This is a genomic window from Acidovorax sp. AC410, from assembly GCF_979253235.1.
Map to the genome: position 1 here is coordinate 2,487,664 of NZ_CEEDCG010000001.1, position 12,441 is coordinate 2,500,104.

At 68.2% G+C, this 12,441-nt stretch carries 10 protein-coding genes; 7 read left to right on the forward strand and 3 right to left on the reverse strand.

The genetic code is table 11. The features are described from left to right. Nucleotides 1-11: 11 nt before the first annotated feature. Nucleotides 12-1,178, reverse strand: a complete 1,167-nt coding sequence (locus AC0IZS_RS11630; RefSeq protein WP_471635752.1) for an ABC transporter substrate-binding protein — start codon at nucleotides 1,176-1,178, stop codon at nucleotides 12-14. 154 nt (nucleotides 1,179-1,332) lie between these two features. On the opposite strand from AC0IZS_RS11630, the gene AC0IZS_RS11635 reads away from it, so the two are divergent. Then, nucleotides 1,333-2,061: a Crp/Fnr family transcriptional regulator gene (locus tag AC0IZS_RS11635; protein ID WP_471635753.1), complete on the forward strand. Its 729-nt coding sequence runs from the start codon at nucleotides 1,333-1,335 to the stop codon at nucleotides 2,059-2,061. Here the strand turns inward: AC0IZS_RS11635 and AC0IZS_RS11640 are convergent. After that, nucleotides 2,058-3,746 carry a methyl-accepting chemotaxis protein gene (locus AC0IZS_RS11640; protein ID WP_471635754.1) on the reverse strand — a complete coding sequence of 563 codons (1,689 nt, stop codon included), beginning with the start codon at nucleotides 3,744-3,746 and terminating at the stop codon, nucleotides 2,058-2,060. The genes AC0IZS_RS11635 and AC0IZS_RS11640 overlap by 4 nt on opposite strands. A 390-nt stretch (nucleotides 3,747-4,136) precedes the next feature. Here AC0IZS_RS11640 and AC0IZS_RS11645 point away from each other — a divergent pair, with 390 nt between their 5' ends. The 6 genes from AC0IZS_RS11645 (at nucleotide 4,137) to AC0IZS_RS11670 (ending at nucleotide 11,556) form a co-directional block, all read left to right on the forward strand. Next, the gene (locus tag AC0IZS_RS11645) at nucleotides 4,137-5,036 is read left to right on the forward strand and encodes a DUF4394 domain-containing protein (protein ID WP_471635755.1); all 900 of its coding nucleotides are present in this window, start codon (nucleotides 4,137-4,139) and stop codon (nucleotides 5,034-5,036) included. Continuing rightward, nucleotides 5,033-5,671, forward strand: coding sequence for a methylamine utilization protein (locus AC0IZS_RS11650; protein ID WP_471635756.1), 639 nt, complete (start codon nucleotides 5,033-5,035; stop codon nucleotides 5,669-5,671). Before AC0IZS_RS11645 ends, AC0IZS_RS11650 begins: the two co-directional genes overlap by 4 nt. Next, nucleotides 5,668-8,019: a putative bifunctional diguanylate cyclase/phosphodiesterase gene (locus AC0IZS_RS11655; RefSeq protein WP_471635757.1), complete on the forward strand. Its 2,352-nt coding sequence runs from the start codon at nucleotides 5,668-5,670 to the stop codon at nucleotides 8,017-8,019. Before AC0IZS_RS11650 ends, AC0IZS_RS11655 begins: the two co-directional genes overlap by 4 nt. 400 nt (nucleotides 8,020-8,419) lie before the next feature. After that, nucleotides 8,420-9,202, forward strand: coding sequence for a pseudouridine synthase (locus AC0IZS_RS11660; protein ID WP_471639508.1), 783 nt, complete (start codon nucleotides 8,420-8,422; stop codon nucleotides 9,200-9,202). A 54-nt stretch (nucleotides 9,203-9,256) separates the two neighbouring features. Beyond that, nucleotides 9,257-10,516, forward strand: coding sequence for a lipase family alpha/beta hydrolase (locus AC0IZS_RS11665; RefSeq protein ID WP_471635758.1), 1,260 nt, complete (start codon nucleotides 9,257-9,259; stop codon nucleotides 10,514-10,516). A gap of 104 nt (nucleotides 10,517-10,620) precedes the next feature. After that, a complete protein-coding gene (locus tag AC0IZS_RS11670) occupies nucleotides 10,621-11,556 on the forward strand; it encodes an exopolyphosphatase (RefSeq protein WP_471635759.1) in 936 nt (311 codons plus the stop codon). A gap of 164 nt (nucleotides 11,557-11,720) precedes the next feature. On the opposite strand, the gene aqpZ is transcribed toward AC0IZS_RS11670, so the two are convergent. Then, the gene (aqpZ, locus tag AC0IZS_RS11675) at nucleotides 11,721-12,416 is read right to left on the reverse strand and encodes an aquaporin Z (RefSeq protein WP_471635760.1); all 696 of its coding nucleotides are present in this window, start codon (nucleotides 12,414-12,416) and stop codon (nucleotides 11,721-11,723) included. Nucleotides 12,417-12,441 lie beyond the last annotated feature (25 nt).

Consider the following 12,441-nt stretch of genomic DNA (forward strand, 5'->3'; position numbering starts at 1 on the left):
CTGGCCTTGCATCAGCGCAGGAAGCGCCCGTCCCGGCCGATCAGGGTGAGTTCGACGAAGCGCGAGGCATTGCGGTCCGGCGTGCTGGCGTTGATCTCGAACCCGCCCAGGTCCCACTTCTTGAGGTTCCAGGTGGCGTCGATGAAGGCCGCGCGCGTCGGGTTGCGGCCGGCGCGCTGAAGGGCCTCGGCGAACACCCGGGCGTTCAGGTAGCCCTCCAGCGCCAGGTGCGAGGGCTCGGCCGTGGCGCCCGAGGCCTTCCAGGCGGCCTGGAAGTCGCGCACCACCGGCATCACCACGTTGGACGGCAGGGGCACCACCTGCGAGATGGCCATGCCGGTGGCGTCGGCGCCGAGCGCCTTCACCGTGGCGGGCGTGCCCATGACCGACAGCGCATACAGCGTCACGCCACGCTTGAGCGCGCGAAAGGCCTTCACGAACTCCAGGGTGGGTTTGCCGGCCAGGCCGATGACGATGGCTTCGAGGTCGGCGCCCGCCAGTTTCGCGGCGGCAGCGCCTGCGTCCGAGGCGTTGTTCTCCACCGTCACCGTGACGGCGGCAGGCAGCTTGAGCTTGCCCATGGACTGCTCGGCGGCGGTGAACACCTCTTTGCCGAAGGAGTTGTTCTGGTAGACGATGCCGATGCGCTGGATGCCGATGGTGGACAGGTGCTGCACCAGCTTCTCGGCCTCGTCGGCGTAGCTGGCGCGGATGTTGAACACGCTGCGCGCGTTCTTCGTGCGGCTCAGCTGGGCGCCGGTGAAGGGGGCGAAGAAGGGGACACCGCTCTGCACCACCTTGGGCAGCATGGCGTCGATCATCGGCGTGCCCATGCAGTTGAAGAGGGCGAAGTTGCCCGGGTCGGCCAGGAACTTGTCCACGTTGGCCAGGGCCTTGGGCACTTCGTAGGCATCGTCCAGCGTGGTCAGCTCGATGCTGCGGCCATGGACTCCGCCCTTGGCATTGATGCCCGCAAAGGCCGCCTTGGCGCCCTGGTGCATGGCCGAACCCAGGTCGCCCAGGGGCCCGGTGAGGGCGGTGGATTGGCCGATGCGGATCGGCCCCTCCTGCGCCGTGGTGTTGCTGCTCCAGTGCGACAGCGGCAGGGCGATGGCGCCGGCCAGCAGGGAGCGCCGGCGAAACGCTGGCCTTGGGGTGTGGATGCCGCCTGTTGTCATGGGGTGATGTCTCCGTGCTCTTGGGATGGGGCCCAGTGCCCCGCAGACGGCCATCATCCGCAGCCGATTGGCGAAAATCTATCGTTGCGACGACAATTCGGATCGTGGTATTCCCGCACGCACTCCGCCAGCCTTGCCTCCCCCATCGCGCTCCATGAACCAGGATCTGTCACTGCACCAGCGCCGGCGCCTGCCCACAGAGGCTGAGCTGGCCAACATCCCGTGGCTGAGGCCACTGCAGCCGGCCGAGCGCGAACGTGCCGAGGCGGCGCTGCTGGTGGGCGACGCGGCGCCCGGCGATTTCGTGTGCCGTGTGGGCCGGCCCGTGACCTATTGGTTCGGCGTGGTGGAGGGGCTGCTCAAGATGAGCAGCGACAACGCGCAGGGCCAGACCATGACCTACACCGGCGTGCCGCCCGGTGGCTGGTTCGGCGAGGGCACGGCCATGAAGCGCGAACCCTACCGCTACAACATCCAGGCGCTGCGCAAGAGCATCGTGGCAGGCCTGCCGATCGACACCTTCCACTGGCTGCTGGACCATTCGATCGGCTTCAACCGCTTCGTGATGAACCAGCTCAACGAGCGCCTGGGCCAGTTCATCGCCGCGCGCGAGATCGACCGGCTGAACAACCCCGATGTGCGCGTGGCGCGCAGCCTGGCCTCCCTGTTCAACCCCGTGCTCTACCCCGGGGTGGGCGAGGTGCTGCGCATCACCCAGCAGGAGCTGGCCTACCTGGTGGGGCTGTCGCGCCAGCGCGTGAACGAGGCGCTGGCGGCGCTGGAGGTGGAAGGGGCCATCCGCGTGGAGTACGGTGGCCTGCGCGTGCTGGACCTGGCGGCGCTGCAGTCCAGCATTTTCCAGCGGCTGGCGGAACCGCGCTAGCCGCGCGGCAGCGCAGGCATTCCGGCCGTGCGGTGGCCCAGGGTCGTGGGGGTTGGCGCGGGGGCAGGGGCGTCGGGTGTGCCCTGCCATTCGCGGTCGTCGGTGCCGTCGCGGCTCAGGCGGAAGGTGTGCACCATCTGCGTCAGGCGGCTGGCCTGTTCCTTGAGGCTGTCGGCAGCGGCAGCGCCTTCCTCCACCAGCGCGGCGTTCTGCTGCGTCATCTCTTCGAGTGCGCCCACGGACTGGCTGACCTCGCCGATGCGCTGGCTCTGCTCCTGCGTGGCGGCGGTGATCTCGCCCATGATGTCGGACACGCGGCGCACGGACATCACCAACTCCTCGATGGTCTTGCCCGCATGGTTCACCAGGGTGCTGCCCTCCTGCACATGCTCGACGCTGGCGCCGATCAGCGTCTTGATTTCCTTGGCGGCCTGGGCGGCGCGACCGGCGAGGCTGCGCACCTCGCTGGCCACCACGGCAAAACCGCGGCCCTGTTCGCCGGCACGCGCGGCCTCCACTGCGGCGTTGAGGGCCAGGATGTTGGTCTGGAAGGCGATGCCGTCGATCACGCTGGTGATGTCGGCGATCTTGCGCGAACTGCCGCTGATGGTGTCCATGGTGCGCACCACCTGCGAAACCACCTCGCCGCCGCGCGTGGCTGCGGCCGACGCCGAGGAGGCGAGCTGGTTGGCCTGGCGTGCGGCGTCGGCGCTTTGCGAGACGGTGCCCGTCAGGTCGGCCAGGGCATTCGCGGCGCCCTGCAGGTTGTGCGAAGTCTGCTCGGTGCGGTGGCTCAGGTCGAGGTTGCCCGAGGCGACTTCGGAGCTGGCCACGAGGATGGATTCTGCCGTTCCGCCGATGTCACCCACCAGGCTGCGCAAGCGGTCCTGCATGGCGGCGATGGCTTCAAGCAGGCGACCGGTCTCGTCGTGGATGCGCACCTCGACCTGCGAGGTGAGGTCGCCGCGGGCAATGCGCTCGGCCACCACCACCGCACGGCCGATGGGGGCGGTGATGCTGGTCGTGATGCGCCAGGCGATGAGCGCCCCCAGGCCGATGGCCAGCAGCACCAGGGCCCCACCCGTCCAGCGCGCCCGGCTCTGCGTGACCTCGGCCGAGGCCGTGGCTTGGCTGTTCAAGGTATTTTGCAGCTCGATCAACTCGGCCAGCTTGCCGCGCCAGGCGGCTTCCAGCGGGGCGACCTTGGTCATGAGGTTCAGCGTGGCGCTGACGGTGTCGCCATCGTCGGCGGCCTTCATCGCGGCATCGAGCTCGGGGCGGCTCTTGCGGCCGAATTCCTGGACCTCGCCCAGCAGCTTGCGCTCCGCCTCGGTGGTGCCGTCGGCCTTGAGCAGTTCCGACAGGCTGGCCTCCTGGCGTGCATAGGCCTGCACGGATTTCTCGGCGTTCTTGATCTGGTCGCGGGCCTGCTTGGGGTCGATTTCGTTGAGCATGGCTGCCGAGCGGCTCTGGATGCCGATGGCGCTCACGCTGTCCAGCATTTCGTTGACCAGCCGGGTCTTGGTGGCGCCGGTACCGGTGACCTGCAGCAGGTGCTCGTGCAGCTTGCCTACTGAAAGCTGGCCCACGGCAGCGACCGCGATCAGCAGCACCAGCAGGCAGCCAAAACCCAGGCCCAGGCGGCTGGAGATCGACAGAGATTTGAGGGGCGAGGCGGCCGGCATGGAGGTCCTTGGCTGTTGAATTCGATAGGGTGACACGAAGCAATAACGGTGCCCAGGCAGGCGGATGGGCTGCAACGCTGGTGGCGCCGGGGGCGCACACAGTGTAGGGATAAATGTCACAAAATGTTATGAGGCTTCGGGATGGCCCCATGCACCTCGGGCATGAGGCTGTTACAAATAGAGGCTCTTTCAGGTAGAGACAGCGGGGGCGGGAAAACCTGCATGTCCAGGCATGCCCGGCGGCATGAAAGTCTTGGCTGTTACATATATCCCATGGGGTGGCTGCTATCTTTTTTGATGTATTGCAAAGGCACTGATTGGTGACTGTAATACGCCATTCCAGGGGTCTATCGGGTATAAACCCGTTACAGTTTCTGCAAAGGATGTTCCATGCGCCGCTCCCACCCCTCCCTTCGTTTGCGCGGTGTCCTGGGCACTCTGGTGCTGCTGGGCCTGGCCGCCTGTACCGGCGGCCCGATGCCCGACGCGTCCGAGCGCCGTGAGCGCCTCGTGGCGGTGACCGCAGACCACGAACTCATCGTGTTCGATGCGCGCCGGCCCGACACTGTTCTCGAGCGCCGGCGCGTGACGGGCCTGGCCTCTGGCGAGCGGCTGATCGGCGTGGATTTCCGGGTGGCCAAGGGCGTGTTGTATGCCTTGTCGCAGGCGGGGCGCCTGTACACGCTCGACATTTCCAGCGGGGCCTTGACGGCGGTGGGCTCCGCGCCGGCCGCGCTGCAGTTCACGGGGGCATCGTTTGGCTTCGACTTCAACCCGGCGGCGGACCGGATTCGCGTGGTGTCGTCTTCCGGGCTCAACCTGCGGCTGCACCCGGATACGGGCGCCCTGGTCGATGGCGATCCTGCCCAACCGGGTGTGCAGCCCGATCCGGTGCTGCACTACGTGGCCGGTGACGTGAACGCAGGCCGTGTGCCGGACGTGGTGGCCGCAGGCTATACCTACAACCCGCAGGACAGCAAGATCACCACCAATTACGCCATCGACCGCGCCCGCGGCGCGCTCGTGATGCAGGGCTCGCGCGAGGGCACCACCCCCGTGGTTTCGCCCAACACCGGCCAGTTGCGCACCGTGGGTGCCCTCGGCCTGGGGCCGCTGTCCGATGCCTCCTTCGACATTTCCGACGTGGGCAACGTGGCCTTGCTGGCCACGCGCACGTCCGGCGACCCGCGCTCGCGCCTGTACAAGGTGGACCTGGCGTCCGGCCGCGCCGTCTCGCTGGGCGTGATCGGCAATGGGGCCGCACTGGCGGGCATGGCGATAGAACCATGAGCCCACGGCCCGTCCTGGCCCAATGGCTGCTGGCGCACGGACGTGTGCTGGTGGGCTGTGTGGCAGCCGTGGCGGGCGTGGCGCAGGCCGCCTCGGTGCAGGTGGAGCTGAGTGACGCGGCGGGCAAGCCGCTGGCCAATGCCGTGGTGTTCCTCGAATCGGCCGAGGCCAAGCGCCTCGTCAAGCCCCAGCCCGGTGTGGAGATGGCGCAAGAAAAGCGCCAGTTCGCACCCGTGATGATGGTGGTGCCGGTGGGCACGGAGGTGCTGTTCCCCAATCGCGACACGGTGCGCCACCATGTCTATTCCTTTTCTCCTGCGAAGAAGTTCGAACTCAAGCTCTACACCGGGACGCCCAGCAAGCCCGTGCTTTTTGACCAGGCCGGTGTGGTGGTGCTGGGCTGCAATATCCACGACCAGATGACTGGCTGGATTTTGGTGGTGGACACGCCCTACTACGCCAGTTCGTCCGCCATCGGCAAGGTCCAGCTCGACAACGTGCCCCCGGGCAGCTACAAGCTCAGGGCCTGGCACAACCGCTTGCCGGTGGGCGCCCCGGCCCTGGAGCAGGCGCTGAGTGTGCCGGCCACCGGCATGGCCAGTGCATCGGTGCGCATGGCGGGGCTGCAGCCTTGAACCTGTCCCTGCTGCGGCGCAGTCTCCTCCTGAGGCTGGTGGGCATCTCGTTGTTGCTGCTGCTCATCGTGCAGGCGGCCGGCTTTGCGGTGGTGCGGGCCTCCATCGAGCGCAATGCGCGCAGCCAGATCGCGCGCGCCCTGGACACCGACGAGAACGTCTGGCGGCGCCTGCTGGACCAGAATGCGGACAAGCTGCGCCAGGGCTCGGCCCTGCTGGCGGCCGACTATGGCTTTCGCTCGGCCATCAATTCCGATGATGAGGAGACCATCCAGTCCGTGCTGGAGAACCATGGCAACCGCATCGGTGCGGCCGTGACGGCGCTGCTGGGCACCAACCTGGAGCTGCGCGCGGCCAGTCTGTCGGACGACATGCTGGATTTTCCCGCCACGCTGCGCCAGGTCGTACCACCGCTCGCGGCACAGCCGCAGGGCAGCCAGGTGGCCATGATGGCGGGCGTGCCTTACCAGTTCGTGATGGTGCCCATGCGGGCGCCGGTGGTCATCGGCTGGGTGCTGATGGGGTTTCCCATCGGCCAGCCACTGGCCGAGGAAATGCGGCGGCTGCTGTCGGTGCAGGTGGCCGTGGTGGTCAAGGCTGCGGATGGCAGCATGTCGGTGCCCGTGACCACGCTGTTGGCACCGGCGCTGGCCGGCCTGCATCGCCAGGGCCTGCCGCTGGCAGAGCTCAAGACCGCCGAAGGGACGCTGCTGGTGCGTGAGGCCCCCCTGGGCAACGCGGGCAAGGAGGTGAGGACACTGCTGCTGCGCTCGGTGGACGAGGTGGTGGCGCCCTACCAGCAGCTGCAGGTGCTGCTGGCCATCATCACCATCGCCGGCGTGCTGCTGTTTGCAGCCGGTACCGGGCTGGTGGCCACGCGCCTGACCACGCCCCTGCGCTCCCTGCTGGCGGCCACGCAGCGCCTGTCGCGCGGCGAGTACGGAGTGCCTTTGGGGCACACCGGGCGCAAGGACGAAATCGGCAACCTGGCCCGCTCCTTCGACCGCATGCGCCTCGATATTGGCAGCCAGCAGGCCGAGATCCGCCGCCTGGCCTACTGGGACCGGCTCACGGGCCTGCCCAACCGGGAGCGGTTTCGCGAAGCCGTGGTGCATGCCATTGCCGCGCAGGAGGAAGGCGCCCTGCAGCCCTTGACCGTGCTCACGCTCGACCTGGACCGCTTCAAGCATGTCAACGACGTGCTCGGCTATGCCTTCGGCGACCGCCTGCTGCAGGCCGTGGCCGAACGCCTGCAAAAGCAGATGCCGGGTGACAGCGACATGGTGGCCCGTCTGGGCGGCAACGAGTTCGCGTTGCTGTTGCTGCGCACGGATGCCCAGGGGGCGCATGCGCTGGCCCAGCGCATCAACCAGTCGTTCGAGGAGCCCCTGGCCTTCGAGGACCAGACCGTGGACCTGAGCGCCGGCATGGGCTTCGCCTGCTGGCCGGCCGATGCGGACGATGCCGATACCCTGCTCAGCCGCTCCGAGATCGCCATGTACGCCGCCAAGCGCAAGCTCAGCGGTGCGCTGCGCTACGATGCCTCGTTCGACTCGGCCAGCACCCAGACCCTGTCGCTGCTGACCGAGCTGCGCCGTGCCGTGGAGCACGACGAGTTGCGCCTGTACCTGCAGCCCAAGGTGCCGCTGCACGGGCAGGGGGGGCTGGCTGCCGAGGCGCTGGTGCGCTGGCAGCACCCCCAGCGTGGACTGGTGCCGCCCATGGACTTCATCCCGTTTGCCGAGCAGACGGGCTTCGTGCGCCAGCTCACGCTGTGGATGTTCGAGGAGGTGGCGCGCCTGCTGGCCGATCCGCGCACGGCGGACATGCCGCTGCGCATCTCGGTCAACCTGTCCACGCGCGACCTGCTGGACCCGGAGCTCAACACGCGCCTGGCTGCCATCCTGGTGCGCCACGGGGTACAGGCGAGTGCCTTCTGCCTGGAGATCACCGAGAGCGCCATCATGGACGATCCCCAGCGTGCCGAGGCCATGCTCAACCGCCTGTCCGAACAAGGCTTCAAGCTCTCCATCGACGATTTTGGCACCGGGTACTCATCGCTGGCCTACCTCAAGCGCCTGCCGGTGGACGAGCTCAAGATCGACAAGTCCTTCGTGATGGGCATGGAGGCCGGCGAGGACGATGCGATGATCGTGCGCTCCACCATCGACCTGGCCCACAACCTGGGCCTCACGGTGGTGGCCGAAGGGGTGGAGACCCTGGCCATCCTCGACCGGCTGCGCGCCCTGTCCTGCGACGAGGCGCAGGGCTACCACATCAGCCGCCCACTGGGTGCCGAGGACTTCCTGGCCTGGCAGTCGCGCCAGATCGCTGCCACCCTCCCGTGAGGGCCATCGGGCCGCCATTCGGTGCCTGCTTTGTGCGGTCATCTGCCCAAATGGCTGCGCAGGGGTGAAAATACGGGCAATGCCTTCCTCCCGTCCCCCTGCCGCCCCGGCCGACGAGCCCGGTGACCAGTCGCCCCGGCGCGCCGTGCTGCGCCGGCCTGCCGCGCCCCCTGTTTCTTCTTCACCCGCATCGGCCACGCCGCGCGGCCCGGCGCCCGTTGCGTCCCGCGGCAATGCACGGCCCGACGCACGCCCATCGGCGCGCCCGGCCGCTGCGGCACCGTCGGCGCGCGGCAATGTGTGGCGCGCCGAGTCCGCGTCGCCGCCGCCGGCTCCGCGCGGGCCGGCCAGCGCCAGTGGTGTCCGGCCATCCCCTGCCGCCGCGCCGGCCCGCCCGGCCGTGCCGGTCAAGACCACGGCGGCCGCAGCAGGCACCTCGCGCCTGAACAAACGCATGGCCGAACTCGGCCTGTGCTCGCGCCGCGAGGCCGACGACTGGATCGCCCACGGCTGGGTCAAGGTCAACGGCGAGGTGGCGCCCATGGGCCTGCAGGTGCTGCCGGCCGATCGCATCGAAGTGGACAAGCGGGCCCAGGGCCAGCAGGAGCAGCAGGTCACCATCCTGCTGCACAAACCCATGGGCTACGTGAGCGGGCAGGCCGAGGATGGTCACACGCCTGCCGTGGCGCTGATCAACCCCCGCACCCACTGGCGTGACGACCCGGGCCGCATGCGCTTTTCGCCGCCGCAGCTGCGCGGCCTGGCGCCGGCCGGCCGGCTGGACATCGACTCCGTGGGCCTGCTGGTGCTCACGCAGGATGGGCGCGTGGCGCGCCAACTGATCGGCGAGGACTCCAGCGTGGACAAGGAGTACCTGGTGCGCGTGCAGTACGGCGAGGTGGCACTCGATGTGCAGGCGGCGTTTCCGCCCGCGCAACTGGCACGCCTGTGCCATGGCCTGGAACTCGATGGCCAGCCCTTGAAGCAGGCCCGTGTGGAATGGCAGAACCCCGAGCAACTGCGCTTCGTCCTCATCGAAGGCAAGAAGCGCCAGATCCGCCGCATGTGCGAGCAGGTGGGCCTCAAGGTGGTGGGGCTCAAGCGCATCCGCATCGGCCGGGTGACGCTGGGCAACCTGCCGGTGGGGCAATGGCGCTACCTCCTGCCGCACGAGCAGTTCTGACGCTGGCACGCGAGCGTGCGCCATTCTCACCCATCGTTTCGAGGAGCCTGCCGCATGCCATCCAAGCCACCGCCGTCCCGCAGCACCGGGCCTGCCAGGGCGCTGCGCCAGCTGCGTCCTTCCGACCTGCGGGGGGTGGCCCGCCTGGCCACCCAGGCCACCGCCAGCATCAGCCGCGTGGCCGAAGGGGTGCACCAATCGGTGCTGGGCACCATGGGCCTGCCGGGCGGCCCTACGCCGGGCCGCACGCGCGGCCTGACCGGCATGGTCTATGGCGGCGTGCGGGGCATCACCAGCCTGGTGGATGCTGGGCTGCAGGCGGCCTTGCTGCGGCTGGAGCCATTCATGGGCGTGCCCGGCGAGGCGCAGGAGGTGCCGCGCGAACGCCAGGCCGTGCTGGCCGCGCTCAATGGCGTGATGGGTGACCGCCTGGCGGAGGATGGCAACCCGCTGGCCACCTGCATGGGCTTTTACCAGCAGGGCCGGCCACTGGACCCGGTGGCCCTGGGGGCCTCGGGCAGGGCATCGGGCCACCTCCTGGTGCTGGTGCATGGCCTGTGCATGAACGACCTGCAGTGGGAGCACGAGGGCCATGACCATGGCGCCCACCTGGCGCAGGCGCTGGGCTGCACGCCCGTGTACCTGCGCTACAACACGGGGCTGCACACATCCACCAATGGTGCGCAGCTTGCCCAACAGCTGCAGGCCCTGGTGGCCGCCTGGCCGGTGGCGGTCACGCGGCTGAGCATCGTGGGCCACAGCATGGGGGGCCTGGTAGCACGCAGCGCCTGCCAGCAGGCCGAGCAGGCGGGGCTGTCCTGGCGTGGCTTGCTGCAGCACCTGGTGTGCCTGGGCACGCCACACCACGGTGCGCCGCTGGAGCGTGCGGGCCATTGGGTGGACCGGTTGCTGGGCAGCACCCCGTACTCGCGCCCCTTTGCCCGGCTGACCGGGCTGCGCAGTGCCGGCATCACCGACCTGCGCCATGGCCATGTGCTGGACGCCGATTGGCAGGGGCGCGATCGTTTTCGCAAAAGCCCGGACATGCGCACCCACGTGCCGTTGCCCGCAGGCGTGCTGTGCTGTACCGTGGCGGCCACCCTGGCAGCCCAGCGCAGCCCGTTGGCCGAACGGCTGGTCGGTGATGGCCTGGTGCCGCTGCACAGCGCCCTGGGCTGGCATGATGACCCTGCCAGACGGCTGGCGTTTGCGCGGTCGCAGCAGTGCGTGGTCCACCGTGCCGGGCACCTGCAGTTGCTGGGGGATGACCGGGTGGCCCGACAATTGGTGCGCTGGCTGGCACCGGCGGGCTGAACCGGGGTGCCGGCTGTCGCCTTTATTTGAACCGCTACGCCAATGGGGGCGTGGGCATTGCTACCATCGTGCCATTCGCGCCGCATGTAACAAGGAGAAACACAGTGAGCGACAAAAAATACCGCCTCGTGACCCGCAGCGACTTTGACGGCCTGGTGTGTGCCGTGCTGCTCAACGAACTGGACCTGATCGACGACATCACCTTCGTACACCCCAAGGACATGCAGGACGGCAAGATACCCATCACCGAGCGGGACATCACCACCAACCTGCCCTACGTACCTGGCGCACACCTGGTGTTCGACCACCACGAATCGGAAACCGTGCGCAACTCGGGGCGACGCGACAGCAACCACATCATCGAGGCGCATGCGCCCTCGGCGGCGCGTGTGGTGTACAACCACTATGGCGGCAAGGCAGCCTTCCCGCGTGTCACCGATGAGATGATGGCGGCGGTGGACCAGGCCGACTCGGCCCAGTATTCGCGTGAGGACATCCTGAACCCCGAGGGCTGGGTGCTGCTCAACTACCTCATGGATTCGCGCACCGGCCTGGGCCGTTTCCGCGAGTTCCGCATCAGCAACTACGCGCTGATGATGGACCTCATCCAATACTGCCGCGACCACACCATCGAAGAGATCCTGGCGCTGCCCGATGTGCAGGAGCGCGTGGCGCTCTACCGCGAGCATGCGCCCAAGGCCAAGGACCAACTGCTGCGCTGCGCCATCAAGATCAGCAACCTGGTGGTGCTGGACCTGCGCGACGAGGAGACCATCTGGGCGACCAACCGCTTCATGATCTACGCGCTGTTCCCCACGGCGAACATCTCCATCCACATGATGTGGGGGCTGCAGAAGCAGAACACGGTGCTGGCCACCGGAAAATCCATCCTGGACCGCAGCAGCCAGACCCACGTGGGCAACCTCATGCTGGAGTTCGGCGGTGGCGGCCATGCGGCCGCAGGCACATGCCAGGTGGCCAATGACAAGGCCGACAACATCCTGCAGGCGCTGATACAGCGCATCACGCTCGACAGCTGAGTTCAGAGGCTGGGAGTTTTTTGGCCGTGACCGAAAGGCGCGCCACAACGCCCTGGACCTAGGCGCAAAGCACAGCCATAGCTCGGGCTATGGCGAGCATTTGCAACGACGAGCCAGGGTGTTTTGGCGTGCAAGGCGGGCATGGACGAAAGATTCTCAGCCTCTCAATCTTCCCCGAACAGGACCCGGTACAGGGCTGCGCCCAGCAGCGCGCCGGCGATGGGGGCGGCCCAGAAGACCCACAACTCGGACATGGCATGCTCCGGACCGAACAAGGCCGGGCCGGTGCTGCGCGCCGGATTCACCGAGGTGTTGGTCACCGGGATCGAGATCAGGTGGATCAGCGTCAGGCACAGGCCGATGGCCAGCCCGCCCACGCCCTCGGCCGCCCGGCGCGAGGTGGCGCCCAGGATCACGATGAGGAACACGGCCGTCAGCACCACTTCGGTCACCACGGCGGCCATCAGGCCGTAGCCGCCGGGGGAGTGTTCGCCATAGCCGTTGGTGGCAAATCCGCCGATGTCGGCCCCCGGCTTGCCGGTCGCGATCAGATAGAGCGCGCCTGCCGCCACGATGGCGCCCAGCACCTGCGCGGCGATGTAGCCTGGCAGTTCGGCCGCCTTGAACCGGCCTCCGATGGCCAGGCCGACCGACACCGCCGGGTTGAAATGCCCGCCCGAGATGGGCCCGAGCGCGTAGGCCCCGGTCAGCACCGTGAGGCCGAACGCCAGGGAGACGCCCAGAAAGCCGATGCCCAGTTGGGGGAACGCGGCGGCCAGCACGGCACTGCCGCAGCCGCCAAACGTGAGCCAGAAAGTGCCGAGGAACTCGGCAGACCATTTTTGCAGGGAGGTGGGCATGGGGATTCCAAAGGCACGGCTGGCG